The 24,967-nt window shown below is 45.6% G+C and carries 25 protein-coding genes; 8 read left to right on the plus strand and 17 right to left on the minus strand.

What is annotated here, in order from left to right; translation table 11 throughout:
* Window positions 1-11 precede the first annotated feature (11 nt).
* Together E8M12_RS14330 and E8M12_RS14335 are read left to right on the plus strand one after the other, a co-directional pair.
* Window positions 12-647 (plus strand): hypothetical protein, encoded by a 636-nt coding sequence (locus E8M12_RS14330; RefSeq protein ID WP_136736956.1) that lies wholly within the window; start codon window positions 12-14, stop codon window positions 645-647.
* 75 nt (window positions 648-722) lie between these two features.
* Window positions 723-1,355 (plus strand): class I SAM-dependent methyltransferase, encoded by a 633-nt coding sequence (locus E8M12_RS14335; RefSeq protein WP_136736957.1) that lies wholly within the window; start codon window positions 723-725, stop codon window positions 1,353-1,355.
* 77 nt (window positions 1,356-1,432) lie between these two features.
* Here the strand turns inward: E8M12_RS14335 and E8M12_RS14340 are convergent, their stop codons facing one another.
* The gene (locus E8M12_RS14340; protein ID WP_136736958.1) at window positions 1,433-2,518 is read right to left on the minus strand and encodes a DUF5694 domain-containing protein; all 1,086 of its coding nucleotides are present in this window, start codon (window positions 2,516-2,518) and stop codon (window positions 1,433-1,435) included.
* 314 nt (window positions 2,519-2,832) lie between these two features.
* Here E8M12_RS14340 and E8M12_RS14345 point away from each other — a divergent pair, with 314 nt between their 5' ends.
* The gene (locus E8M12_RS14345) at window positions 2,833-3,222 is read left to right on the plus strand and encodes an SEL1-like repeat protein (RefSeq protein WP_136736959.1); all 390 of its coding nucleotides are present in this window, start codon (window positions 2,833-2,835) and stop codon (window positions 3,220-3,222) included.
* Between the two features lie 380 nt (window positions 3,223-3,602).
* Here the strand turns inward: E8M12_RS14345 and E8M12_RS14350 are convergent, their stop codons facing one another.
* From E8M12_RS14350 to E8M12_RS14405, 12 genes are all read right to left on the minus strand, one after another.
* Entirely contained in the window at window positions 3,603-4,508 is a 906-nt protein-coding gene (locus E8M12_RS14350) for an alpha/beta hydrolase family protein (protein ID WP_169303150.1), read from the minus strand.
* A gap of 11 nt (window positions 4,509-4,519) precedes the next feature.
* The gene (locus tag E8M12_RS14355; RefSeq protein ID WP_136736961.1) at window positions 4,520-5,011 is read right to left on the minus strand and encodes a GNAT family N-acetyltransferase; all 492 of its coding nucleotides are present in this window, start codon (window positions 5,009-5,011) and stop codon (window positions 4,520-4,522) included.
* Window positions 5,012-5,035: 24 nt separating this feature from the next.
* Window positions 5,036-5,653, minus strand: coding sequence for a bifunctional phosphoribosyl-AMP cyclohydrolase/phosphoribosyl-ATP diphosphatase HisIE (gene hisIE, locus E8M12_RS14360; RefSeq protein ID WP_136736962.1), 618 nt, complete (start codon window positions 5,651-5,653; stop codon window positions 5,036-5,038).
* A 21-nt stretch (window positions 5,654-5,674) separates the two neighbouring features.
* Window positions 5,675-6,448 (minus strand): imidazole glycerol phosphate synthase subunit HisF, encoded by a 774-nt coding sequence (hisF, locus tag E8M12_RS14365; protein WP_136736963.1) that lies wholly within the window; start codon window positions 6,446-6,448, stop codon window positions 5,675-5,677.
* Window positions 6,430-7,167 (minus strand): 1-(5-phosphoribosyl)-5-[(5-phosphoribosylamino)methylideneamino]imidazole-4-carboxamide isomerase, encoded by a 738-nt coding sequence (gene hisA / locus E8M12_RS14370; RefSeq protein WP_136736964.1) that lies wholly within the window; start codon window positions 7,165-7,167, stop codon window positions 6,430-6,432. The genes hisF and hisA overlap by 19 nt, the downstream gene beginning before the upstream one ends.
* Window positions 7,164-7,823 (minus strand): imidazole glycerol phosphate synthase subunit HisH, encoded by a 660-nt coding sequence (gene hisH, locus E8M12_RS14375; protein ID WP_136736965.1) that lies wholly within the window; start codon window positions 7,821-7,823, stop codon window positions 7,164-7,166. The genes hisA and hisH overlap by 4 nt, the downstream gene beginning before the upstream one ends.
* On the minus strand, window positions 7,820-8,890 hold the full coding sequence (hisB, locus tag E8M12_RS14380; protein ID WP_136736966.1) for a bifunctional histidinol-phosphatase/imidazoleglycerol-phosphate dehydratase HisB: 1,071 nt from the start codon (window positions 8,888-8,890) through the stop codon (window positions 7,820-7,822). Before hisB ends, hisH begins: the two co-directional genes overlap by 4 nt.
* Before the next feature lie 56 nt (window positions 8,891-8,946).
* Complete coding sequence (gene hisC / locus E8M12_RS14385; RefSeq protein WP_136736967.1) at window positions 8,947-10,083, minus strand: histidinol-phosphate transaminase; 1,137 nt, start codon at window positions 10,081-10,083, stop codon at window positions 8,947-8,949.
* Window positions 10,080-11,426 (minus strand): histidinol dehydrogenase, encoded by a 1,347-nt coding sequence (gene hisD / locus E8M12_RS14390; protein WP_136736968.1) that lies wholly within the window; start codon window positions 11,424-11,426, stop codon window positions 10,080-10,082. Before hisD ends, hisC begins: the two co-directional genes overlap by 4 nt.
* A gap of 2 nt (window positions 11,427-11,428) precedes the next feature.
* Window positions 11,429-12,328, minus strand: coding sequence for an ATP phosphoribosyltransferase (gene hisG / locus E8M12_RS14395; protein ID WP_169303152.1), 900 nt, complete (start codon window positions 12,326-12,328; stop codon window positions 11,429-11,431).
* Between the two features lie 385 nt (window positions 12,329-12,713).
* Window positions 12,714-13,379, minus strand: a complete 666-nt coding sequence (locus E8M12_RS14400; protein ID WP_169303151.1) for a nucleotidyltransferase family protein — start codon at window positions 13,377-13,379, stop codon at window positions 12,714-12,716.
* The gene (locus E8M12_RS14405) at window positions 13,363-14,343 is read right to left on the minus strand and encodes an XdhC family protein (protein ID WP_136736971.1); all 981 of its coding nucleotides are present in this window, start codon (window positions 14,341-14,343) and stop codon (window positions 13,363-13,365) included. The genes E8M12_RS14400 and E8M12_RS14405 overlap by 17 nt, the downstream gene beginning before the upstream one ends.
* Window positions 14,344-14,586: 243 nt before the next feature.
* Here E8M12_RS14405 and E8M12_RS14410 point away from each other — a divergent pair, with 243 nt between their 5' ends.
* Window positions 14,587-15,081 (plus strand): hypothetical protein, encoded by a 495-nt coding sequence (locus E8M12_RS14410; RefSeq protein ID WP_136736972.1) that lies wholly within the window; start codon window positions 14,587-14,589, stop codon window positions 15,079-15,081.
* Window positions 15,082-15,109: 28 nt separating this feature from the next.
* Here E8M12_RS14410 and E8M12_RS14415 read toward each other — a convergent pair whose 3' ends face one another.
* Complete coding sequence (locus E8M12_RS14415; protein ID WP_136736973.1) at window positions 15,110-15,460, minus strand: hypothetical protein; 351 nt, start codon at window positions 15,458-15,460, stop codon at window positions 15,110-15,112.
* Window positions 15,461-15,699: 239 nt separating this feature from the next.
* Here E8M12_RS14415 and E8M12_RS14420 point away from each other — a divergent pair, with 239 nt between their 5' ends.
* Entirely contained in the window at window positions 15,700-16,935 is a 1,236-nt protein-coding gene (locus E8M12_RS14420) for an NADH:flavin oxidoreductase/NADH oxidase family protein (RefSeq protein ID WP_136736974.1), read from the plus strand.
* Between the two features lie 87 nt (window positions 16,936-17,022).
* On the opposite strand, the gene E8M12_RS14425 is transcribed toward E8M12_RS14420, so the two are convergent.
* The 3 genes from E8M12_RS14425 to E8M12_RS14435 all read right to left on the minus strand — a co-directional run bounded on the left by E8M12_RS14425 (window position 17,023) and on the right by E8M12_RS14435 (window position 21,430).
* Window positions 17,023-17,514: a hypothetical protein gene (locus E8M12_RS14425; RefSeq protein WP_136736975.1), complete on the minus strand. Its 492-nt coding sequence runs from the start codon at window positions 17,512-17,514 to the stop codon at window positions 17,023-17,025.
* Window positions 17,515-18,324: 810 nt separating this feature from the next.
* Window positions 18,325-20,310 carry a glycoside hydrolase family 127 protein gene (locus tag E8M12_RS14430; RefSeq protein WP_136736976.1) on the minus strand — a complete coding sequence of 662 codons (1,986 nt, stop codon included), beginning with the start codon at window positions 20,308-20,310 and terminating at the stop codon, window positions 18,325-18,327.
* A 103-nt stretch (window positions 20,311-20,413) separates the two neighbouring features.
* Entirely contained in the window at window positions 20,414-21,430 is a 1,017-nt protein-coding gene (locus E8M12_RS14435) for an SMP-30/gluconolactonase/LRE family protein (RefSeq protein ID WP_136736977.1), read from the minus strand.
* Between the two features lie 239 nt (window positions 21,431-21,669).
* Here E8M12_RS14435 and E8M12_RS14440 point away from each other — a divergent pair, with 239 nt between their 5' ends.
* From E8M12_RS14440 to E8M12_RS14450, 3 genes are read left to right on the plus strand one after another with little or no spacing between them, the layout of a single operon-like run.
* Entirely contained in the window at window positions 21,670-23,238 is a 1,569-nt protein-coding gene (locus E8M12_RS14440; RefSeq protein ID WP_136736978.1) for an MFS transporter, read from the plus strand.
* A 2-nt stretch (window positions 23,239-23,240) separates the two neighbouring features.
* Window positions 23,241-24,149 carry a 2-dehydro-3-deoxygalactonokinase gene (locus E8M12_RS14445; RefSeq protein WP_211245052.1) on the plus strand — a complete coding sequence of 303 codons (909 nt, stop codon included), beginning with the start codon at window positions 23,241-23,243 and terminating at the stop codon, window positions 24,147-24,149.
* Complete coding sequence (locus tag E8M12_RS14450; protein WP_136736980.1) at window positions 24,139-24,774, plus strand: 2-dehydro-3-deoxy-6-phosphogalactonate aldolase; 636 nt, start codon at window positions 24,139-24,141, stop codon at window positions 24,772-24,774. Before E8M12_RS14445 ends, E8M12_RS14450 begins: the two co-directional genes overlap by 11 nt.
* The last annotated feature ends 193 nt before the right edge of the window (window positions 24,775-24,967 follow it).

Consider the following 24,967-nt stretch of genomic DNA (forward strand, 5'->3'; position numbering starts at 1 on the left):
GGGAAATTAATATGAACAAGCAAAAAATCAATGCCAGGCAAGGGTGGATTGCCGTTATTTTCTGCCTGTTTACGTTCGATGTCATTGCCTGTTCTTGCATGCGGCCAATGCTGATCGAGAATTGGAATGATAATCAACATGTATTTATCGCTGAAATTACCGATATTGAGGTAATTGAACAGGCTGACCCTCAACACCACCGATCAGGAAAGGAACATGGGTATTTTGAAATCAGGCAGGTATTCAAGGGAAGCCCTGAGTTGGTAACTCACTTGGCAGCCGCAAATAAGCCTATCTGCTGCAATTGCTCAACAAAATTGCAGGCAGGCACCTATTTGGTATTTGCCAATGAAACCGGAGAGAAACGATTAACGAGCTGCAGCACATCCCGGCCAGTGAAGTGGCTTTCTTATCATCTGGAAGTGTTGCAGATGTTGAAAGCTGAGATTGCGCCGATACGATATTCTGGCATCTATGATCGTCAACTGGGTACATTTTTAATTGAGGATGAATTACGTACCACGGTGATTCATGAGTATGCCAGTACCAAACAAGGTAACAAATTATACCTGGATATCGAAGCATATCCGCTGAATAACGGCGATCTGTTTCTAGTAAATATCCATTCAGAAACAGCCGTGAAATAACCGTATTGAGAATGATATTACACGCGAAAAAATGCTGAAAAATGGCAGGATAGGGCTCTTCTAAGGCAAACATTTATGGACAAATATGCAGTTACAGTAGATACATTCAATCGCCTTGCTGATAAATACCAAAGCAAGTATATGGACTTTGCCTTCTACCAGGATACTTACGATATCTTTTGTTCATTGTTAACCAGTAGGCAGGCACGTATTTTTGAAATCGGCTGTGGTCCCGGCAATATTTCCAAATATATTTTAGATAAGCATGCGGATTTAAGGTTACATGGGATTGATTTGGCGCCTAATATGGTGACCCTGGCGCGACAGAATAATCCACATGCGACATTTGAGGTTATGGATAGCCGCGAAATTGGTTCAATAAATGAAAGCTATGATGCGGTGATATGCGGCTTTTGTACGCCATACCTTGCAAAGAACGACGTTGCAAAATTGATAAGGGATATAAGACAGTTGCTAAATACTGGTGGTATCCTGTATCTAAGCACCATGGAAGGTGACGATGCAGGTTCCGGTTTGCAAACATCTTCGGCCGGGGATCAGGTGTTTATTCATTACCATCAGTTTGAATTCCTGAAATCGGAACTGACCGCCAACGATTTTGAATTGCTGAATGTTGTCCGGAAACAATTTCCGGTAGAGTCAGGTGATCCCGCTACCGACTTATTTATTTATGCAAAAGCGGTTTGATCATGACTATTTTCAACCGTCACGCTAAGTCTTAAATGCAATTAATCAATATTGCCCAAGCCCTACTGTGAAATTAATTACTTTAATAGACTACTGGTGTTAACAATCTCTACATCGTGCATTCGTCGAAGGTAACTTTCAATGTATGGCTTATGGGATGAGCCGACGATAGACAGTACTTTGGCGCCGGGATTATTGGCAAATGCGCTACGGATATTTGCTGTCATGCGCAAATTACGAGTTTCCCACCATGCAACGTACTGGCGGCCGAACAATTCGGGAGTATCATGCTTAAGTCCGGCACCAAAGTCTCCTTCGATTGCGGGCATCAAACTTTGCAACTTATTACTCTCTCGGTAAATACTTAGCAGGTCGTCAGCATCGGCTGTACCATCCGCTATTTTTTGTTCTTCTTTTATTGGTGTAACCTTTAAATTGCTCCAGACATCCAGAATAGCCGGCTCAAATCCTTTACCAGCATGAGTTTGAATAACATCAGCAGTATGGTCATCTATCGAGTAAACTCTCTGCAGGCCTAATCGAACCGCCAGATTTACTCCGATTTCATAATTTTCATTGTATGCACCGTTTTCCCTATTAAGAATCGATAATAAATCTTGATTAATGATACGGTCTTTATGCCGGTCTTCAGGGGCTAAATATAGCCATTGTACCTGAGCAGAATAGCGATCGTTTGCAGCCAAAAATACTGCCGCCAGATATCGTCGCTGAGCGGCTGTTGGCTGAACTTCAGGTGTTTGTTGCCACTCTTGCAATATGCGATTTGCTTCCGAGACAGCTTGGGCTATCGTTAAGCCAGTTGCTTTAAGTGCATCATGATTGTCCCAACAGTAATTTTTAAAAACGTCAGGGTATTCGCTAGAATACTGTCGTATATATTCACATTGGGGTCCAGAAATCGCCTCTATGGTAATGATATTCGGTTTAAATCGTTCGAGATTATTGAGTACCGAATTTAAGGACTCTACTTTGAATTTTTCGCCATATTTACTTAAATGCGGTGAACCCAATACAGCGACCTGAGCCAGAGGGCCATGAACCCGATCTTTCCAGTTCTCAGGAGTAAACTCTTCAGCTTGCGCCGTTTTTAATAGTGCGGAAAGGGCAATAAATCCCAAAAACATTATGTAAATCTGTTTCATGCGTTCCCCAAACGAGTGTTTTCTGTTCAGCTTAGCCTACTAAGTAAAGGGTGTAAATTTATGAAATTGTTAGAGTTATGGAAGTGTTCCGGGTTAAAGAGAAATCATGGACAGCGTAAACATTGGCTCAATAAATGAAAGATATGGTGCGGTGGTATTCGGGTATTGCGCACCATACCTCGCTAAAAGCGACGTTGAAAAATTACTATGCCTGTACAGTTATCTGCGTTGAGACTTGATTAACCGAGTACTAAACTAGGTCTATAAGATCGTGAAAAAGACAATACTATCAAGAACCTGTTAAGGATAACATCATGGCCATTTTACTTATCGCCATTTCAATTTTCGTCCCCCCAGTCTGGTATGTAACCGTAGCCTACATACTTTACCGTCTGTTTACCCGAAAATCCCGCGCGGATAAATATTATGAGGATGCACAAACCTGGTTTACTGGTGGGGAGCTAAGCACTGGTGATGTGAATGTAAATAAAGCCTTTCATCTATTCGCGAAAGCTTCAGAACTTGGACACGCAAAAGCGTCTTATTTCCTTGGCTCAATGTATCGAGATGGTGCATATGTACCACAAAATATGTCAATGGCTGAAATGTATTTCGAACTTTCTAAAGAGCAATGCTTTGCCAGTTATAACGAAATGTTTATGAACGAAAGAGAAATAAAAGTACGTGCCAATCAATACACGTAAAACGTATTGGGTGAGTTTGTTCACAATTTGAGGGGTTTGAAAGAAATCTAAATGATAAAAAATCTTTAATATCTTTGCGGTTAATGATTTATATGAGATTTTATTAATTACTTAAACGCAAGCATGGCTATTTGAATAACCAGTCTCCATTTGATTATGACAAAACCTATTTTATGAACCCAAAAAATAGGTGAATCTGGTCGATTCAGAGAGACAAATTCTGCACACCAACATCCATGCCTGCAACTAGGAACAATCTTTGATTGTGGGTTCGGAGTATCGCTTACGATCCGTACTCAGTGATATTCAACTCCCTTTTTGGCACAAAACCGCTTACCTCTTGTAGCCTTAAGCTTGCAGCTAAAAAAACAGAGTCTCGTTCACGATAGGTTTTCTTTCTTCATAAGCCAGTTTTTCACAGCACTAGCACTCACCTCTGGCTTTCGCGCCCAGCGAAAGTGATCGGCACTGAACCCCAAATCATCTGAGGTTAGGGTGATTTTTTCGATGCTGGCGTTCGTGTATTTGTCCAATACTAACTGGCTCGGTATTGGTGGCGCATAGATATCTTCACTAAACTGCAGGCTGAGAACATCCCCGGAAAAGTTTTTCAGCTGGTGTTCGAAGTCCTTGTCGACGCCTTTGGCTTTATAGGTATTGGTCTTAACCAGGTTGCGCCAGTCAAGCATCAGTTGCTGGCTCTCTTTGCCGGCAAATCCAGTGAATTCCCCATGATAAAAACCAAGTAGCTTATTCATCAAAGGAATACTGTGATACAGGCCTTGTAACAACAAGCCTGTTTTCCGGTCGAAGGCACGGTGATACGGAGATGCACAACCAGACAGAATGATTTTATCGACTTTTTCAGGGTGTAACGCGGTAAAACAACTGGCCAGGTGACCACCAAGGCTATGCCCCATCAGATTTAGTTGATTATCACCATGCTGCTGCATTAACCAGGAAGTGGCGACTTCAATATCAGCCAGATACTCTTTAAATCCGTAGTCGCATTTTCTGTCAGGACGCATACTGCTGTGGCCATGACCACGCTGCTCGAGTAAATAAACGGCGATATTATGTTTGGTCAGCTGTTCGGCAAATGGCCGATAATAACGGGCGGCCATGCCCATTGCCGGTAACAATAATAACGAGGCTTTGACGTCATTTTGTAATGGTAGGAATGCCTCTACTGGTATCTGATACCCTGAATCACCATCTAATCGATGCAGCTGCCATTTTTGGCCATCGATAGAGCTGGTTGAAGTCTCAACACTTGAGGTGGTCATTGACGCGTTCATTAATCTTTCAGCATTTCGATATGGGGAATACCATCTTCGAGATACATGTCAGAAACACGAACAAAGCCGTGTTTGTTATAAAAGGCTTCAAGGTGCTCTTGCGCTGATATCTTCACGCTAAAATCCGGCCAGTATTGTTGACATAGCTGTAAGGCTTCACTCATCAATGGATGGCCCAGGCCTTTGCCACGATAATCCATATCGGTTGCTACCCGGCCAATGGCAACCATACCCGGATAGCATAGCCCTGGTGGTAAAATTCGAAGATAGGCAGCAAGGGGCAATAAATCCAGTTCATTGCGCTTTCCATTAGAATCATAAGCCAGCAAGTGGATGACTTCTTTGTCGATATCTTTATTGTCGAGTTCCGGGTAATAACAGGTTTGCTCAACCACAAATACATCGACTCGGAGTTTTAATGCCTGATAGAGCTCGGCAGCGCTAAGTTCGTTAAAGTGTGTTGCCTTATAATGAATTGCAAGAGATGCCATTAGAATGATGAAACCAAATTCTTGTTAACGATGACGATTCTCTAATACTGCCATAACTTCGCTTAAATCAACATCCTGATCACGAAGTAATACCAAGGTGTGATAGAACAAATCAGCGCATTCCTGCAAAAGCTCGTCACGATCACCTGTAGCCGCCGCTAGCGCTACTTCCACACCTTCTTCGCCGACTTTTTGCGCCGAACGCTTGGTTCCCTGGCTCAATAATTTGGCTGTATAACTGTCCTCTGGCTTACCAAACTGACGCTGTTTTACCACTTGCTCCAACAGTGATAAAAAGTGTTTTTGATTAAATTCCTGCTCTGGAAAACAAGAGTCATAGCCTAAGTGGCAAGTCGGCCCGTTGGGGCGACAAACAAGCAATAAGGAGTCTTTGTCACAATCGGTATAAATGGTTTGCACATCCAATGTGTTATTCGAGGTTTCACCTTTGGTCCAAAGGCGTTGCTTGGAACGAGAGAAAAACGTTGCTTTTGATATTTCTAACGTCTTGTCCAGTGCGTCTTTATTCATGAACCCTTGCATCAATACCGCTCCGGTATCGGCGTGTTGGATAATAGCAGGGATCATGCCTTGCATTTTTTCCCAGGCAAGTTCTGAAGCGTTGTCGAGAGTTACTAACATATTGGTTTCCTGATTTCGCATTTATTTTCGCATTGGCACATTTTGCTCACGCAAATATGCTTTTAAATCTTCAATGGCGATTATGCCTTTGTGAAACACGCTAGCAGCTAACGCGCCGTCAACATCGGCTTGTTGAAATACGTCGGCAAAGTGTTCCATAGTGCCAGCGCCGCCCGAGGCAATCAGCGGGATATTAGCGACTTCTCGAACCATACTAAGTTGTTCGATATCGTACCCCTGGCGCACACCATCCTGGTTCATCACATTAAGAACGATTTCGCCAGCGCCACGGCTTTGAACTTCCTGAACCCAGTCTGCGGTCTGCCACCGGGTTTTCGAGGATTTGGTTTCATCGCCGGTATATTGATACACCTGGTATTGACCCGTTTGTTCATCAAAGTAAGAGTCGATGCCGATAACTACACACTGCTGACCAAACTGGCGATTCAAGCGATTGATCAAATCCGGATCGGCAAGCGCAGGGGAGTTAATGGAAATCTTATCGGCGCCCATGGATAACATTTTCTGGGCATCTGCTTCACTCTTAATGCCGCCGGCGACACAAAAAGGAATATCAATAACTTTGGCGATGCGCTCAACCCAGCTTCTGTCCAAAGTGCGGCCATCGGCACTGGCGGTAATATCATAAAACACCAACTCATCGGCGCCTTGCTCGGCGTACTTTTGAGCCAGGGGAACGATATCACCAATGATTTCGTGATTGCGAAACTTAACGCCTTTTACCACCAGGCCATCACGTACATCGAGGCAGGGAATTATCCTTTTTGCCAGCATTGGATAGCCTCCGTTAAGGTGAATTTTCCTTCCAGTAACGCCCGGCCCAATATAACGCCATCGACCTTAGTGGGGATCAAAGCTTCAATATCGCTTAACGCTCCGATTCCGCCAGACGATTGCCAGCAGATATCTGGAAACTCAGCTTTTACTTCTTGATAAAGGCTGACATTAGAACCTTGCAAGGTGCCATCTTTGCTGATGTCGGTACAAAGAACATGCTTTAAATCAACTTTGCGATAGGTAGCAATCAGCTCTTCTAACGTTACCCCTGAGCTTTGCTGCCAGCCATGGGTGGCAACAACCTTCTTGCCGCCTTCGTCGATATTGATATCAAGGGCGAGCACGATTTTATCGCTACCAAATTCTTCAAACCATTGGCTGACTTCATCTTGCTTGCTTACTGCAACCGAGCCAATAACAACACGCTCAACGCCTGAGTCGAGCAGGTCTTTCACTTCTTCCCGGCTACGGATGCCACCGCCGGTTTGGATTTTTAATAACCCGGTATCGGTTAACGCTTTAATTAACGGCAGTTGACGTTTTGCCGGATCTTTTGCGCCGGTTAAATCGACAATGTGCAGCCAGCTGGCGCCTTGCTCGGCATAGCTTTTTAGCACTTGCAAAGGCTCTAACGCGTACTCGGTTTTTTGTTGGTAATCGCCCTGAAACAAGCGCACAACGGTGCCGTCAATCAAGTCAATCGCAGGGATGATCATGAAACTAACTCCATAAAATTTCGTAATAATCGCGCACCGCTTTGTCCGGAACGTTCCGGGTGAAACTGCACACCATAAAAATTATTCTGATTAAGGCTGGCGGAAAAATCCTGGCCGTACCGACACTCAGCTAAGGTGTGTATTGACACCGGTGCGCAATAGCTGTGTACGAAGTAGAAGTAATCGTCTTCGCTAATGCCGTCAAACAGTGGGTTATCACCGATGTTGCTCAGGGTATTCCAGCCCATGTGCGGTAAACGCAACCCCGAACCATCGGGTTGCGTACCACTGGCACCAGAGATATCGATACCTTTAACCTCTGTATCGATTAGGTTCAGGCAATCGGTCTGCACACCATTTTCAAAGGATTCCCGGGTAAGCAACTGCATGCCAAGACAAATACCAAGCACAGGTTGGGTTAATGACGTGATAAGCGATTTCAACTGCAATTCATTAATGCCTTGCATGGCGTATTCCGCGGAACCAACGCCTGGCAGAAACACCCGCGGCGCCTGGCGAATCACACTTTCATCGCGAGATACGGCAACCTTGTATCCAAGGCGCTCAATGGCGAACTTCAATGAATTGATATTGGCGCAGCCTGTATCCACGATAACCGCATCAGATACCGTTTGATTACCTCGAAGTTGGCTCATAGCACACCTTTAGAACTAGGCAGTTCATCAGAGCTTACGGTGATAGCCTGGCCAAGCGCACGACCGAATACTTTGAACAGGCTCTCAACCTGGTGGTGACAGTTACCCTTCGACGTTGATAAGTGCAGGGTAATGGCCATGGCATCACTTAACGACTTAAAGAAGTGACTGACCATTTGTGTCGACATACCACCAACATGGTTGTCGGTAAACTCGGCGTTAAATTCAATGTGGGCACGGCCGGATAAATCCAGGCTGCATTCGGCGCGACACTCATCCATCGGCAAGACGAAACCAAAACGGTTAATGCCACGCTTATCGCCAAGTGCCTGCCTTAGCGCTTCCCCCAGCGCCAGGGCGGTATCTTCAACACTGTGGTGATCATCAATGTGCAAGTCGCCATCAACCTTACATTGCAGAGAAAAGCCACCGTGGGTAGCTATTTGATCGAGCATGTGGTCGAAAAAGCCAATGCCGGTTGAAATGTTGTTGCCGCCGCGCTTATCAAGGTTAACGCTAACCCGGATATCGGTTTCTTTGGTGGTACGAACAATCGTTGCCTCGCGCGGGCTGGTAAGTAACAACTCGGCAATCGCTGGCCAGTTAAGGCCGTCGCGCTGGTATTGCAGGCCAGGAATTCCCATATTGGCAGCAAGCTGTAAATCGGTTTCCCTATCGCCAATAACATAAGAGTTGGCAAAATTAATGCGGCGCTGTTGTAAGTAGTAGCTGACTAAACCCAGCTTTGGCTTGCGACAGCTACAATTGTCCTCTTCAAAGTGCGGACAAATTAGCTGGTCGGCAAATTTAACGCCTTGGGAGTTAAAGATCTCCAGCATTTTATTGTGGGCCAGGTCAAAATCTTGCTGCGGAAAGCTATCCGTACCTAAACCGTCCTGATTGGAAACTAGTACCAGCTGATAGCCTTTTTCCATCAGCGATAACAGTACTGGAATCACCTGAGGTTCAAGCACCAGCTTTTCCAGGCTATCGACTTGTTTATCGCTAACTGGCTCTTCAATTAAGGTGCCATCGCGGTCGATAAATAAAATATTATTGGTTTTCATGTTTATCTCCTTACTTCGGTTTTCTTAATTCATTAAAAACGTTAAATTCCAGTTGGTTAGGAGAGTTTTTCGTTAAACGCTGCTAACAGGCGTGTAAATTCGCTTAGTTCCTGCTCAGAGCCAATCGATACTCGCAGACAATTCTCTAACGTTAACTGTTTCGATTGATTGCGGATCAAAACGCCGTTATCACTCATAAATGCAAATAGCCGCTCGCATGTTTCTGTAGCTGCTATGCGAAACAATACGAAGTTGGCTTTGCTGGTAAATACCTGCTCAATCCAGGGCAGCACTTTTAGTTCGGTGACAATTTCATTCCTGAGCTCCAAAGTGCGTTTGATATCGCGTTGCAAGGTTAACGTTGCTTCACAGGATAGAGCACCACTGGCGATATCTGCCACAGGTTTGGCAATAGGATAAGGGGCAATGATTTTACTCATCATCTCGATAACCTGGGGATTGGCGATAGCAAAACCACAACGAAGTCCGGCAAGTCCAAATGCCTTTGACAGCGTTCTTAGAATGACCAGGTTTTCAAATTGCTCCAACAGCTCAACACATGAAGCTTCCACGCAATAATCAATATAGGCCTCATCAACTACGACAAGTGCTTTGCCTGAGAACATTTCCAGAGTGTGAATGATGTCCTGTCGATTGATTAAATCGCCCGTCGGGTTGTTTGGCGAGCAGATAAATACCAGCTTACACTGGCCAACCTGTTGCTGCAGACCCTCTAAGTCCAGTTGCAATGCAGATGTTAAAGGCACATTCGTGGTGTTGGTCAGATGGCCTTTGGCACTAATGGCATACATGCCATAGGTGGGTGGGCAAATGACGATATTATCTTTGCCAGGCTCGCAAAAGGTACGAATTAATACTTCGATGGCTTCGTCTGCCCCGCGAGTTGCAAGCAATTGCTCGGTTTTTACCCGAGCGTAATTGGCATAAGCGTTAATCAAAGCGGAAGGCTGAAAATCCGGATAACGGTTTAATTGTTCAATGGGCTGGGAGAATACCTTATTGCCACCTTGCTCATTAGCATTAAGCCAAACGGTACCGCCCGATTGTTCACGGCGTGCCGATTGATAGGCGACCATATCAATAACGTCTTTTCGGACCAGGTTCAGAATACTTTTGTTAGTATCAGCTAATGTCGTTTTGTTTTTTAGATTTGTATTCAGCTCGATACTCATGGTTGCCTCCCCTCAGCGTTTTTAACCCTTGCATCATTAGCATCATTAAAACTGGCATCGGCATCGACTCGCAATGTGACGGCTCTTTGATGCGCATCCAGGCCTTCAGCATCGGTCAGCTCTATAATGGTTTGCGCCAGGCTTTCTAAACCAGGCTTGGTTAGGGTTTGCACTGTATAACGACGACTAAAATCTGCCAGCGATAATGAAGACGTTACTTTCGAATAACCGTAGGTTGGCAGCACGTGGTTGGTGCCACTGGCGTAATCTCCGGCAGATTCTGGTGAGTAATCGCCAACAAAGATGGAACCAGCGTTTCTAACCTTATTAAGCAGTGAATCGGTGTCACGAACCTGCAAGCTTAAGTGTTCAGGACCGTATAAATTAGACACGGCTGCCGCTTCGTCCAGATTGGCACACAAAATTAACCGGCTTTGCTCGAGTGCCTGCTCGGCAATGTCTTTACGGGGTAGGGTAGATATTTGTGTGTGTAGCTCATTACTGACAGCTTCTATCATTTGCGCGCTGTCGCTTAAAAGAATGACCTGCGAATCCGGACCGTGCTCTGCCTGTGATAACAAATCAGCGGCTACAAATACCGGGTTAGCACCGGCATCTGCAATCACCAGCAATTCCGAAGGGCCCGCTGGCATGTCTATGGCAAAGCCAGGGACTGCTTGCGATAATTGTTTTTTCGCTTCGGTGACGTATTTGTTGCCCGGTCCAAAGACTTTATTGACTGGCGCTAAGGTTTTCGTACCAAGCGCTAAAGCTGCAATAGCCTGGGCACCACCGATGCGATAAATCTCATTGATGCCACAGACTGAGGCGGCATAGATAATTTCATCGGCAAGGTTACCGTCTTTATCTGGCGGGCAAACCAATACCACGCGTTCACATCCGGCAAGCTTGGCAGGGACACCCAGCATCAATACCGTCGAAGGCAAAGGTGCGGAGCCTGCGGGAATGTATAAGCCAACGGATTCAATAGGCTCGGACTTTAACTGGCAGGTAACGCCAGGGCGGGTTTCAACGATGATATCCTGAAATTGCTGAGCGTTGTGAAACGCTTTGATCTGTTCATAAGCCGTTTGAATCGCTTGCTTGCGCTCTGCACTTAATGCGTTTACTGAACGCTGAACCTGAGATTCGGGCAGACGCAAATCATCAAGCGTCACCCGATCAAAGGTTTGGGTGAAATCAAGCAAGGCAGTATCGCCATTATCGCGAACCGCATCGATGATATGTTTAACATTCTGGGCAAGGACCTGGTTATCTCTGATCGCAGGGCGAGCCAGTGTCGAGACTTGCTGTTGCTTACTAAGTTGCTGCCAGATAATCATGGTTACCTCATCATTTTTTCGATTGGTAACACAAGAATGGAGTTACAGCCTAAGTCTTTAAGTTGCTCCATGGTTTCCCAGAAAAAGGTCTCGGTACTGACCATGTGCACCGCAACTCTGTCGTCACGCTCCGCTAGTGGTAAAACCGTTGGTGTTTCTGAACCAGGCATTAAAGTGATTACTTCGGACAGTTTGTTTTTAGGGGCATGTAACATGATGTATTTGCTTTCGCGGGCTTTCAGCACTCCCTGAATACGTGGCAGCAGCTTATCGAAGATTTGCGCTTTCGTACCAGAGAGTGGTTTGTCACCGCTAATAAGCGCGGCCTTCGATGTGTAGATAACTTCTACTTCTTTAAGACCATTTGCTTCTAACGTGGTGCCGGTAGAGACCAGGTCACAAATACCGTCTGCCAGGCCAACCCGTGGCGCAACTTCCACTGAACCATTTAAGCGGCAGGTCTCAAAACGAATGCCATGTTGCTGCGCAAATCGGTTAAGAAGGCGCGGGTAGGTGGTTGCCAGGCGCATGCCATCGAGAGACTGAATTCCTTGATAATCGATTTCTTCAGGTAAGGCGATGGACAGGCGACAGCCACCAAACTTTAGTGAGCATATTTTATCGTATGCACTGGGCTCACCATTTAGCTGGCGCTGCAGGGCGTGTTCTTCTAGCGTGTTATCGCCAACGATGCCAAGGTCGCAGACCCCGTCCATAACCAGGCCAGGAATATCGCTGCTACGAACCAACATTAAATCGATAGGCATATTGCCAACATGAGCGAGGAGTTTGCGGTCGGCAAGTGAGATTTTCAGGCCGCAACGCTTAAATAAGTCTTGAGAAGAGTCGGACAAGCGCCCGGATTTTTGAATGGCGATTCGTAATCGACCATTTTCATTGATTGTCATGATTGTTTGCTCCAAATACTAAAAAACCCCGAAAAAGTGGACTCTTTCGGGGCATCTGCTTGTTGAGCACTTACACTGAAAGGTCCAAAGCCTCTCAGCGAGTAACCTGAGGGCTAACCGTTGAAATGGTGGTGATGATGTAAGCTCAGGTTATTTAACATGTCTTTTCTAATCTCGTGTTAACGTATATGTATCGTTTAATGGTTCATCACTTTATCCAATTGAATTATAGAATTAGAGTGATTACTTGATGTTTTTATAACCATAATGCCTATTGCTAAGGTTCGTCAAGCATCGAAGGTTAACTTTTTGTGAATAATCTTATACCAAAACGGAATAACAGCTTACGATTCTGAAAATATTATCGGACTTGAGGCGACTATTGCCCATCGTCTCCTGGGGGGGCTATCTGTTCAAGATGATCAATATCGAACAGGACACCGGGGTCCTCAACGTCGACAAAATGTACCCGGTTGCCGGAGGTTTTTATCAACTGGGCGGCGCCCTGATCCTGATTCAGTTGGCTTAGCGGTTCTAAAAAGTTTGCAGGAAAGCAAACCGGATGACCGCTTTTACCGTCAAAACGCGGACGAATAATAGCCATTGGGTGTGCGTCAGCTTCGACGATGATTTGCCTGATGGTATGAGCCCGAATAGACGGCATGTCCCCTAAAAACACCATTAGTTGCCTAATTTTATTCTCAGCACCAATAAGATATTTTGCCGCAGTGGCTAAACTCACACCAAGCCCTACAGGGGTTTCTGGAGCGGCGACTTTATGTAATGGATAATGTTCCAGGAGTGCTAAGATATCCTCATCCTTGAAGCGATGTACCACCAGTACCTGCCTGAACAACGGCAAAAGGCGCTCAAGGGTGACCTGAAGCATAGGCATCCTGGTCGCATCATTGTTGACTTGAGTGCTGATAGGGTGCAGACGTTTATCGCTACCGAAACGTTTAGAAAATCCAGCGGCAAGCACCACGGCTACGGTGTCGTATTCTGCCGGTTTTAGATATGTATCACGGTTATCTGGGTTTGCCATTTCTGACTCGAATGATATCTGCCATGATGGCAATAGCAATTTCAACCGGTGTTTTACTGCCAATAGGTAGACCGATTGGCGCATGCAGGCGTTCGAACTCTTTATCTGAAAAGCCGCAAATTCGCTGCAACCGTTCCTGTCGTTTATCGCTGGTTCTCGACGAGCCCATGGCACCGATGTAAAACGCCTTAGTCTCAAAAACGGTCATTAACCCAACGTCATCGATTCTTGGATCGTGAGCCAGGGCCAGCACAGCGCTGCGCTCGTTGGCATATTGTTCGATAAATTCATCCGGTGAGCGCCACTCAATATCGACACCGCCTTTATCTTTGGTAAAAGTCCAGCTATCGGCAAGTTCCTTGCGCATGTCGCAAAGCCTTACATCATAACCGGCCATAATGCCGAGTTCGGCGACGTGTTGAGTCACCTGACCAACTCCCAGCAATAACAACGACCACACCTGTCCGTAGGTGAGAGAGATGGTTGTCTCGGTTTCACTGATAACCTGGGCCGTTTCATTAGCTAACTCAATTAACTGTTTGTGACTGGTTTTTGAGGACAAATCGATGATTCGCTGGCAGGGTTTTTTAGCTTCCGCTTTGGCCAGCCATTGCTGTAAATGCTGGCGGTTGTCGGTATTTTGCAAAATGGGTTCTACCAACAAACGAATGGTACCGCCACATGGTAACTCTTTCACCACGTTGGTATCATCCAAGTGTTTACCATACACAAAAATCTGATCGTGAGGTTCAAATTCACCCCGTTCCAGCATCTCGACGAAAGCGTCTTCCAGGCAGCCACCTGAGATAGAGCCAACCCGCTGGTTACCATCGGTAATGAATATCGAGCCAATCGGCCGTGGTGCACTGCCGTAGGTGCCGATTATCGTACACATCCAGAAAGATTTATGTTGTTCAAACCAGACATTGGCCTGTCTGAGGACGTCTAAATCCGTTAATTGCATAGAATAGTCTTTATAAAAAAATTTTAAGGCCGCTGCAGATCGTCGCCAGTCCTTATGTTCTCTGCTAAGCATATGAGATCCCAACAAAACATACAATCCCACCACCGTTAAACTGAGTTGAAAATCGTTATAAACCAAGGCAGTATGAAATTTAAGCCGGGTTTTAATGAGCCGGTTTGCGAAAACCTAAATTCACGGAATGAGGGCATGCTCTCAGGAATTTAACCGGTGAGGAATAGCGATATGGAAGTAAATCTCTATCTCAAACGGAACAAGCAAATACCCCCACTATGGCTGTTCTTAACATTTATTAGTTTAAGCGGTTGTGCCTACAAAGAAGTCACCCTGTCGCACCAACAAACACAACGCCAGATAAGCTGTGTTGGTTTTTACGTGGACTGGCATGTGTCGGATCAAACCGTCGATTACATCAATATGCATTGTGCTAAGGCCCTGATCAAAAAAGGTTATCAGCTTGAGGATGCTCAGTTGCAGTCTGTGGATTTTACCGTACCTGAGCCACCACAAGGAAAAGAGTGGGATCAGGCGCTGGCGGCGCAGCTTTTTGAGCAAGGTCAATTGACCGAGCGAGAGTATGGCAATATTCTCGGTGCCCTCGAAGTTACTTACTATGATGAGATCGAACAGGCGAAAGCGTTGAAACGCAAAGGTGAGATTGATCAGGCACGTTATGAACAGCTCGTTGAACAGGCAGAAACTGAATTAAAAGGTAGCTAAACTCGTCGTTCGGCACGGGTGTGAAAAATTACCCGGGAAGCAGGAAACCTGGTATCAGGAACAGTAACGCAAATGTGCCTGTTCCAAACAGAACGACTGCCAGCGTGTAAAACGTGGCCTGGGTGACATAAATTCCCGGGTGAATGACCGCGGATTGACGAAAACAATGCAGGATAACATCTAGTGTTTGCTTGCTTTGGTCAATCAGGCCACGCAGTTTGAACAGCAGTGGGCGATAGTAAATTAGCAGGCAGGAAAGCAGTACTTCGATGCCGGCAATATCGGCTATCAACATAAGCTCCGGTGCGAACGGCAGAACTGCCAGCAACGCAATAATCACCAGAAATTTTTGAGCTTTTGTTAACGACTGCCAGTCCATATGTTATCGCTTCCTTTTCGATATTCTTTTTTAAGCGTTTGTATTTCTTAAAATTGTTGTACCTATTACCGATATGGGGTCGCCACGGTATATATCAACTAACTGAATTAAATAAAGTTTTTATCGTTGGCCAGATCTTTACAAAAAGTGCATTAATTTGTAACTGGCGATTGTCTTTACGGCCCTGATCGGGTACAAAACTGCCATTGTGTAATTCGATAATAATTATGTGACGCCTTATGTTACTTAGCCCCTTTACTCCCCTGAAGTTACCAAACGGACAGGTAATCAAAAACCGCCTGGTGAAAGCCGCCATGGAGGAAAATTTAGGTGACGCAGAACTTAAACCATCCAGTGAATTGGTGCATCTGTACCGACAGTGGATGCGAGGGGGCGTCGGCGCGATGATCACTGGCAATGTAATGGTGGATCATCTGGCAATGACCGGGCCTGGCGGAATCGCCCTTGAAGCAGACAGCGAGCTGGAAATGTTTCGGGAATGGAGCTCTGTCGTCGACAAGGGTGAGTGCAAGATCATAATGCAAATCAATCATCCGGGGCGCCAGGTCTATAAGCGCCAGGGTGGAAAAGCGTTGGCGCCTTCAGCGATTCCATTGGACATGGGTAAACATTCCAATTTATTTGCCGAACCAGTGGCGATGACTGAAGCAGATATCGAAGACATTATTAAACGCTTTGTACAGACCAGTAAGCAGGCACAAAAAGCCGGCTTCAATGGTGTTCAGGTGCATGCCGCTCACGGATACTTACTTAACCAGTTCTTATCGCCGAAGACAAATCAGCGTCAGGATAACTGGGGTGGAGGTATCGAAAACCGGGCGCGATTATTACTGACAATCATTAAGCAAATCCGACAGGCTGTCGGGGCGGACTTTATTGTTGCGGTCAAGCTGAATTCCGCTGATTTTCAGCGCGGTGGTTTTTCTTGCGATGACGCCGCTGAGGTGATTAACATGCTTAATCAAGAGCAGGTTGATTTTGTCGAAATCTCTGGTGGTAATTATGAAGCGCCGGCGATGCAGGGCAGGGGAGCTGATGAGCATACCTTAGCCAGAGAAGCATACTTCTTAACCTTTGCCCAACAATTACAAAAAGTCGCACAAATGCCCCTGATGGTTACCGGTGGTATTAGCAATTACAGCACAGCATCGAAAGTGCTGGCCAGTAAAGTCGATTTGGTGGGTATGGCAAGTGCACTGGCAATTCAACCCGACTTACCGTTATGGTGGCAATCGAGAACTGAATTCAAACCTAAGCTTCCTAAGGTTAAGCTGAAAGATAAAACCATGACCGCCCTGGCGACCATGGCAACCATCCGTCGTCATTTAAGTCGTCACGGTCATGGTAAGTTTTCCCGGCCCATCCATCCGGTGGTAAGTCTGGTGCTTGATCAAATGAAGCTGGCGCGCCTGAATAAACGATACCGTAAAAACTATATTGATAAGGCGAATTAGCGGCAGGCTTCAAGCGGAAAGTGGCAGGAAAACGTTGTTATCCGGGCTATTACCCATTGGATTGAAACTCTGGCATCTGCAGCAGTGCTACTGTTTAAATTCTCCGAATTCAAGTTCCGGATGTAACATGATGGTTTGAAACAGGGTGACCTCCTGCTCATCTTCTACATCCAGAACCAACACATGTTTACCAGACTCCAGCTCGTGCATTAATCGCTTTCTGTCGAGTAGCATGGAGTCTTTGCTATCCGGAACACTTAGCACCGTGGTTAAGGCAACAAAGACAATAATAATTGCGATAAGGGGGATCCAGCCAGCATCGGTTTGAGTTAAGCCAAGAACATAACCAAAATACAGCAACAGGCCTGCAATGCTGTACCAAAAGATAGTATGGATTTCTGAGCGGTATAAGTTAATAAACCAATAGATACCCTTCGGAAAGTACTGATTTAGTTGATTAATACCCGGCTGGTCGCTCAAAATTCTGAATTGCGGCGGCAAAAATCCCTTCTGTTCCAATTCTAACGAGAACAAGTGAAGATTGGATAAATTGTCACTGATGCAAAAATGTCGTTTCATGATGGCTATAGGCTTCATGCTACAAGCTCGGAATTATTCTTATGTAGAATTTGTCTTTCAGATGAACCGGTTAATCTATATTTTAGACAAAATCTGAATAAAAAAATGGGGCATAACTGCCCCATGTTTTCAAACTTTAGCATCCTGCACTAGGTGAGTTCCGTTTAAGCCATTAATGACGACCCGATGAAACAAGTATCCCTTCATCCATTACTACTGTTATTTTTGGTTTAAACTCGCTATTAGTTTGTTTTTATTAAGAGAAATCATATATTCTATGAGACCTCAACTTACTGCGAGCAATTTTTTAGATTTCGCTAAAAAGAATGTTTGCTTCCCTGCCGGCTCTTCCTGAACCTTATGTCTTCCTGACGCTTTAATTATTGACTTAGCTCCAATCAAAAAACAGTGAATGAGATCAACAAAAAAACGGTCATAAATTTTTCAATTTTCACGAGTGATCACACAAGCCCTGATTTTATTGGTGTTTTCGATTTTTACTGCGTTTTATTGAGGAAAAATAAGGTTTTTTTCGCACCTTTATGTGAGACATGTCTTACATGGCGGACAGATATCGGCTTGTTGTTGATGCTTGTGGGAATTTCCTTTCGTGAAGAGAATCTCTTTCATAGGGTGAAATTTAAAAAATAATGACCCAATCGTGTTAATTGATTGAGATTCCAAATTTAGGCAAAAAAGCTCAAGATTTAAGTCTTGAGCTTTTTTTACCCAGACTATCGTGTTGCGCGATAGTCTGCAGTATTTTGGGAAAGCGGATATATAGCTGTCCCCAATATCCATATATTGGAGTTATTTCCAAATTACCGGCAAGAACACTGACATTTCTGCCGTGCCGCGGTTGCTCCAGGCAAAGTACGGGACAAACTGGGTTTTGTGGCTCTGCCATTGTGGCTTTTCCAGGGCTCGATACATACCATTTTGCGGCACAGGTCGTAACTGAACTTCGGCTTCGATGGTGCTGATACCACCCAGGAACTCCGGCTTATGAACGGTATTGAGTTCAACGTCGCCTTCCACATAGACATCAAGGATTTCCGTACCTTCAGGCAAATCTGGCGACTCAATACAGTAAACCACCGGACCACGTTTTACCGCTACCTGATTACGCACTTCTTCAATGCGCGGGTGACCCTCGATAAAGGTCGCCTCCATAGGGATGTCGATAACGATGACATCACCAGGTTGCCACTGACGATTGATAACGGCAAAGGTACCCGGGACAGTTTCAATATCTACTGCTTCACCATTGATGATAATTTCTGCACCACTCGCCCAGCCTGGAATTCTCAGAGCGATATCAAAAGCATCAGATTTACACTCATCAACGGTCAGTTTTACCAGGCCTTTCCACGGATATTCGGTATCTTGGGTTAATTTAATTGCAGACCCATCCGTTAACTGGGTATGCAACTGGTTGGCACCATATAGGTTTACAAAGACACCATTGTCCGCCAGGCTGTAGGCCCAACCGGATAGGTTCGAGATGGTACGAACCAGGTTTGGCGGACAACAGAAACAGGATAAATAGCCTTCGCGATTTGGTGTTTCAGTAACGTCTGCATGAGCATCGTAATCCCTGGTGTTGTGGATCATTCTCAGTGGGTTGGCGTAGAAGTAATCCTTACCTTCAACACTAATGCCGGAAAGGCCACTGTTATGCATTACCAGTTCGATGATGTCGGCATATTTGGCATCGCCATGAATGTTTAACATACGAAAGCTGAACATGGCATTACATAAATTGGCACAAGTCTCGTTATACGCGGTGAGGTTTGGCATCATGTAATCGTCAATAAAACCTTCTTCGATCATATCGCGATTTACCGAGGCGCCATAGTGAGTCTGGCCAACGGCACCGGTGGCATACATTTTTTTCTCGGTCACACTTTCCCACAGTCGATCCAGTGCCGTGATCAATGCCCTCTCACCGGTTTCGGCGTAAACATCGGCAGCGCCGGCGTAATAATATAAAGCCAGTACCGCGTGACCAACTGGCTCGGTTTCTTCACGAAGTGGCGTGCGTTCCTGCACCATATCACCAATCGGGTATCCGACCGTGGTCGAGTCATGTTTGATCTCATAGGTACCACGACGGTCGATAAACTTTTGTGCAAGCGCCAGGTACTTGTTATCGCCCACGGTACGATATAATTCCACCAATCCCATGATTTGCGTCTGGTTAAAACCAAAACGCTGGAAATGCTTAGTGTCGGGGAAGAAAATGGTGTGCAGCAAATCCGCGTGTTTTATGGCGATATCGAGAAAATTGCGTTGACCGGTTAAGCGGAAATGGGCGCAGGCACTAATAAATAAGTGACCGGTGTTGTACATTTCATGGTATTTGCGATTTTCATAGCGATCCGCGTCATCGCGCAACTGAATTTGTGTTTGCAGGTAGCCATCTGGCTCCTGGGCTTTGCCAATGATATCGATATATTCATCCAGCTCTGTTAGCAGCGCATCATTCTTGCTCAATGCATAGGCGTAGGTTTTGGCTTCCATAAATTTGTAGAAGTCACCGTCGTGCCAGAACATACCTTTATGTTCGCCTTCCTTAAGACCCGCAGCCACTTTAAAATTATTTAAGGCATGGCCGATATCACCGCATAGTACATCGCCCATGTAGGGGATCATAACGTCGATGGCTTTTTGAGTTTTTTCAGCCCAAAATCCATTTGTCCAGCGGCAGTCACCAAAATTGGTGGCGCGCAACTTAACGTGCGGGCTTTTCGAATTGGCGATGATTCCTTTGTCATCTGTAGCAATGCTAGTCATGGTTTACCTCATTTATTGCCCTTTGTCCGTGAATGCTTTCGCTGACAAAGGTGACTTGTACTTTTAATTATTTTGCGTTGTAGGGTTCCAGCTTGTGTCCGTTTTAAAGCTGAATATATGAAAGGGTATAAGGCTTGCTGTGTTTGCTGTTGCGCAAGCCAGGTCCTTTCATTAGGTCAAAATTGGAAATGATCAGCTTGTCATCATAGACCATCAAATCGGCCGGTTGATCGATCTGGCCATTGCTGCCGTCATTGTCCGGGTAATCGGCAATTTTTGTTAGCTTTCTCTTGTTATCAAGCTTAAAAATCTGATTTTGAGCGAAGCCGGCCAGATATAAATTGTCATATTGATCAAACACCATACCATCAATCCGTGCCGCAGGCGGAACCGTGGCGGTGACTTTCTGTTCAGTCACCCTGCCGTCGTTGGACAAAGTCAGCTGGTATATATCGCCATCGCCCATATTGGTTGTGTACAAACGACCAAGGCTATCAAAATCGAGGCCATCGACGCCAACCTGGATCTTTGGGTTTTGCGTTTCAACGGTAAAAATCAATTCCTTATCTTGCAAGGTATTGGTCATTTTTAAGTTTCTGGCGGTGGCGGGAAATCGATAAATGCCACTGGTCATGTTTTTGGATTTTACCCTGGGCATTTTTAGCTGGGTAACATAGATAGCACCCTGGTGATAGCGCAGGCCATTAGGGTTGAACCCCGAAGCAATCACTTCAGTCTTAACCAGCGCCTGATTTACAAAGGTTAACTTTAACACCCGGCCATGTTTTATCCCGCGAGCATCGGCAACGTACAAAGCGCCATCTTCGTCATAGGCAATGCCCATCGGATTGGCTTTATTATCGGCCTGCAGGGAAGGAACGGTGGCCAAATGGGTGACGTCACCGGTTTGGGAAATAGAGAACAACTCGCCCTGTAAGGTTTTATCCGCAAAATTTGGACAGGATAGGGTGAGTGAGCCGTCCGGCGCAATCGCAAAGGCGTCCGGTGTCGGGCAATTATCTGGTAACGAGGCGAATAATTTTGCCGGTTGCGGTTGTGCCCATGCCACCTTAGTGCAAAGTAATAGTAGCAAGCTTACAAACCTGAGCAGGTAGCGCATCGATTTAACTCTTTTCCAATTAGTGATAAAAATTTTAAACATAATATGTTTAAAATGATACTATGTATATAGCGAGGTTTTAAATTTAGCAAAAAGTTACCGGTTTGCTAGCGTATCATTCGGCTAACGCCCAGCAGGGGCGACAATGCATAATGACCCGGGCAAATTAACCGTTGTGTTTGTTTAAGCCTAAACATATCATGTTTTAATTAGTAATATGTAGATTGGTTGTAATAACTATGAATAAAAATCCTAATGCCAATGTTACCCGTTTTTCGTTAATTGCTGCGTTTGGCGGCTTTATTTTCGGATTGGATGCGGCAAACATATCCGGTGCCGTCAGATTCGTCAGTTCTTTATTTGAACTGGATGCCATTCAGCAGGGTACCGTTGTCGGGTGCGCGTTACTGGGTGTTATTGTTGCCTTGTTTTTTACCGGTAACTTAGTGGAAAAGTTTGGGCGTGCCAAGGTGTTGCTGGCGATAGGCCTGACTTACTCACTATCTTCTTTACTCTCCGCAACCGCGGTTAACTATGAAATGCTCGTTGTTGGTCGCTTCATCGGCGGGGTGGCGTTTGCTTCGATAACGGTTTCGGCCATGTACATCGGAGAAATTGCCCCCGCCGAAAAGCGAGGCAAATTTGTCTCGGTGAATCAGTTTATGATTGGCCTGGGCCTGCTACTTGCCTTTGTTATTAATTACTTTTTAATCAAATCAATGGCCTCCATCGACTGGCTGAACAACGATAACGTCTGGCGGGTCATGTTAGGCGCAGAATTAATCGCCAATGCCATTTGGGTCGCCTTGCTGGTAAAAATTCCGGAGTCGCCACGCTGGTTGATCATGCAAAATCGTGAAGCAGAAGCACGGGCCGTGTTTAGCCAGATTGCGCCACAACAGCAAGTTGATGATTTAGTATTACAGGTTAAACAAAGCCTGCGTGAAGAAGCAAAACTAACTACCAGAAAACAATTAACGGAACTGTTTAGTAAACGTATGCGACTGGTGTTAATGGTGGCGGTGATTTATGCCATCGTTCAGGGAGCAACGGGTATGAATGCGGTACTGTTCTTTGCGCCTATGGTCTTTGAACAGGTTGGTATGAGTGTTGAAGATACCTTTATGCAAACCATAGTTACTGGCGTAGTTGGCCTTCTGGCAACTTTAATTGCGATCGCCTTTGTAGAAAAGCTTGGCCGTCGGATTCTAACATTGGCAGGGCTGGTGCTGGTTGTGGTAGCGCATGGCTCAACCTACGTTGGTTTTTCCCAGGCCAGTTATGTGTTTGACCAACAGGCGATGATAGCGGTTGAAAGTAAACTGGCAGAGCAGAATATCGCCGTAGACAAGATCGCCGAACTGGGCGGAAAAAGCTTCGATAATGACGTTGCCCTTAAGCAGGAGCTGGCTTCCGTGTTTAATAAAAAGGAATTGCCATTGGTTAGCGGCGCCATTATCAAGGCGACGATACAGGGGGTAAATGCACCTTTGGTTTTATTCGGTATTTTCGCTTTCCTGGCGGCGTTTAATCTGTCAATCGGGCCGATTATGTGGGTAATTTTCTCGGAGGTGTTCCCTAATTCGGTTCGCTCCGTCGCATTACCATTTGCGGCGTTAGTACAAACAATCTCTTCCTGGTCGATTCAACAGTTTTTCCCTTGGCAACTGGATAATCTTGGTGCGGCCAGTATCTTTGCGTTATATGCCGTTATCGGTGGTGTTGGCCTGGTCCTGATGTATTTTATTCTTCCTGAAACCAAAGGCAAATCTATCGAACAAATTGAAATGGAACTTGCCCGGGCGTAATCATGGATAAGACAAAGATTGATCATCTCATTGTTGACTGGGGAACTACCAATTTTCGTGCCTTTGCGATGGATGTTGAGCATAAGTTACTGGCTACGCAAGAGGCACCGTTAGGGTTACTGCAGGTAGAAAATGGCCGGTTTGCTGAGGCATTAGAGCAACAATTGCAGGCATGGATCACCCCTGGGGGCCAGTTGCCGGTATACATGGCGGGCATGGTCGGTTCTGCCAAGGGGTGGGTGAATGTGCCCTATGCCCAGACCCCGGCCAGCGCTAGCCAATTGCTGGAAAAAGCGCATCAGTTTTCATTGCCGTGGGGAGGCATGGCGACCATCATTCCCGGTGTCTGTCATAACTATCTCTACGACCAGCACGATGTGATGCGCGGCGAAGAAGTTCAACTGCTGGGGTTGGCAGAATTGACGGGGTTAGAGGATTTTCATGCGGTATTGCCCGGCACCCATAGTAAGCATGCCGTCGTTAACGGTGGCAAGATTACACACTTTAGCAGTTACCTGACGGGGGAAGTTTTCTCGGTCTTTTCCCAACACACGCTGATTGCCAAAGGACTACCTGAGTCCAGTGAATTCGATAACGCTGCCTTTCGCAAAGGGGTTGATGAAGCGCAGACCGGCGAGCTCACCAACAAAATGTTTTTAGCCTGGACCCACAGGTTGTTTAATAACTTAACCGAAGCGCAAATTAGCGATTATTTATCCGGATTATTGATTGGTTTTGAATTAAGGAATCTATCGGCACCAATGATTTATCTGGTGGGGGGGCATGGCCTGTGTCAACGCTATCAAATCGCCGCTCAACAGTTACACAAATCCTGTGAGATCTTTTCAGGAAATGACTGCTTTTTAGCGGGCATGCGCAAACTCATTCTGGAACAAAAAAATGACTATTGATTTAACTAAACATTTACCGTTAATCTCCATTATTCGCGGGGTTACGCCCGATAACGTCATCGCCGTCGGCCAAGCCTTGGTTGAAGAAGGCTTTACCATGATTGAAGTACCGTTAAATAGTCCGGATGCATTAACCAGCATTAAAAAGTTGGTTGCAGAGTTTGGTACTGCGAAGTACCTGATCGGTGCTGGTACGGTAACCAATGCCGAGCTTGCCCGGCAGGTGATTGCCACCGGGGCTAATTTGATCGTGACTCCAAATTGCGATCCGCAAGTGATTGCTTTAGCGGTTGCATCAGGATGTGCAACATTTCCCGGTGTGGTTACCCCAACCGAAGCATTTAATGCCTTGCATGCCGGCGCAACCGGGTTGAAACTGTTTCCCGTATCTATGGTCGGTATCGAAGGGATGAAGGCTATGCTATCGGTGTTTCCTAAGGGAACTGGTGTCTATCCGGTGGGTGGTATCAGTGCCAGTGTTGAAAGTATGAAACCCTATCTTGATGCGGGCGCGGCCGGATTTGGATTGGGATCGGCTTTGTATAAACCGGGCATGAGTATTGAACAGGTCCGGGAAAATGCTCGTCAGTTTGTCACTCATTATCGCGCTAGTATTACCGATTAGGCGCAGCAGTTTTTGGTGAGTGTAAGCCCACCGGTACAGCGACTAACCCCATCTGTGCTGGTGATTAACTAACCATAATATTGAAATATAAAAATTTCTCAGGGCTTAAGTAAGAAAATTACATTTGTTCTGTTATTATCTCGACTATCTAAACATAATATGTTTATTATTCTGTAAAAGGGAAGAAATCTTA

The sequence above is a fragment of the Thalassotalea mangrovi genome (genome assembly GCF_005116735.1).
Taxonomy (GTDB): Bacteria; Pseudomonadota; Gammaproteobacteria; order Enterobacterales; family Alteromonadaceae; genus Thalassotalea_A; species Thalassotalea_A mangrovi.

Bases quoted from the DNA above. Each gene is read 5' to 3' on its own strand.
- E8M12_RS14330 (WP_136736956.1), top strand. From the start codon at position 12: ATGAACAAGCAAAAAATCAATGCCAGGCAAGGGTGGATTGCCGTTATT.
- E8M12_RS14335 (WP_136736957.1), top strand. From the start codon at position 723: ATGGACAAATATGCAGTTACAGTAGATACATTCAATCGCCTTGCTGAT.
- E8M12_RS14340 (WP_136736958.1), bottom strand. From the start codon at position 2,518: ATGAAACAGATTTACATAATGTTTTTGGGATTTATTGCCCTTTCCGCA.
- E8M12_RS14345 (WP_136736959.1), top strand. From the start codon at position 2,833: ATGGCCATTTTACTTATCGCCATTTCAATTTTCGTCCCCCCAGTCTGG.
- E8M12_RS14350 (WP_169303150.1), bottom strand. From the start codon at position 4,508: ATGACCACCTCAAGTGTTGAGACTTCAACCAGCTCTATCGATGGCCAA.
- E8M12_RS14355 (WP_136736961.1), bottom strand. From the start codon at position 5,011: ATGGCATCTCTTGCAATTCATTATAAGGCAACACACTTTAACGAACTT.
- hisIE (WP_136736962.1), bottom strand. From the start codon at position 5,653: ATGTTAGTAACTCTCGACAACGCTTCAGAACTTGCCTGGGAAAAAATG.
- hisF (WP_136736963.1), bottom strand. From the start codon at position 6,448: ATGCTGGCAAAAAGGATAATTCCCTGCCTCGATGTACGTGATGGCCTG.
- hisA (WP_136736964.1), bottom strand. From the start codon at position 7,167: ATGATCATCCCTGCGATTGACTTGATTGACGGCACCGTTGTGCGCTTG.
- hisH (WP_136736965.1), bottom strand. From the start codon at position 7,823: ATGAGCCAACTTCGAGGTAATCAAACGGTATCTGATGCGGTTATCGTG.
- hisB (WP_136736966.1), bottom strand. From the start codon at position 8,890: ATGAAAACCAATAATATTTTATTTATCGACCGCGATGGCACCTTAATT.
- hisC (WP_136736967.1), bottom strand. From the start codon at position 10,083: ATGAGTATCGAGCTGAATACAAATCTAAAAAACAAAACGACATTAGCT.
- hisD (WP_136736968.1), bottom strand. From the start codon at position 11,426: ATGATTATCTGGCAGCAACTTAGTAAGCAACAGCAAGTCTCGACACTG.
- E8M12_RS14400 (WP_169303151.1), bottom strand. From the start codon at position 13,379: ATGGCAAACCCAGATAACCGTGATACATATCTAAAACCGGCAGAATAC.
- E8M12_RS14405 (WP_136736971.1), bottom strand. From the start codon at position 14,343: ATGCAATTAACGGATTTAGACGTCCTCAGACAGGCCAATGTCTGGTTT.
- E8M12_RS14410 (WP_136736972.1), top strand. From the start codon at position 14,587: ATGGAAGTAAATCTCTATCTCAAACGGAACAAGCAAATACCCCCACTA.
- E8M12_RS14415 (WP_136736973.1), bottom strand. From the start codon at position 15,460: ATGGACTGGCAGTCGTTAACAAAAGCTCAAAAATTTCTGGTGATTATT.
- E8M12_RS14420 (WP_136736974.1), top strand. From the start codon at position 15,700: ATGTTACTTAGCCCCTTTACTCCCCTGAAGTTACCAAACGGACAGGTA.
- E8M12_RS14425 (WP_136736975.1), bottom strand. From the start codon at position 17,514: ATGAAACGACATTTTTGCATCAGTGACAATTTATCCAATCTTCACTTG.
- E8M12_RS14430 (WP_136736976.1), bottom strand. From the start codon at position 20,310: ATGACTAGCATTGCTACAGATGACAAAGGAATCATCGCCAATTCGAAA.
- E8M12_RS14435 (WP_136736977.1), bottom strand. From the start codon at position 21,430: ATGCGCTACCTGCTCAGGTTTGTAAGCTTGCTACTATTACTTTGCACT.
- E8M12_RS14440 (WP_136736978.1), top strand. From the start codon at position 21,670: ATGAATAAAAATCCTAATGCCAATGTTACCCGTTTTTCGTTAATTGCT.
- E8M12_RS14445 (WP_211245052.1), top strand. From the start codon at position 23,241: ATGGATAAGACAAAGATTGATCATCTCATTGTTGACTGGGGAACTACC.
- E8M12_RS14450 (WP_136736980.1), top strand. From the start codon at position 24,139: ATGACTATTGATTTAACTAAACATTTACCGTTAATCTCCATTATTCGC.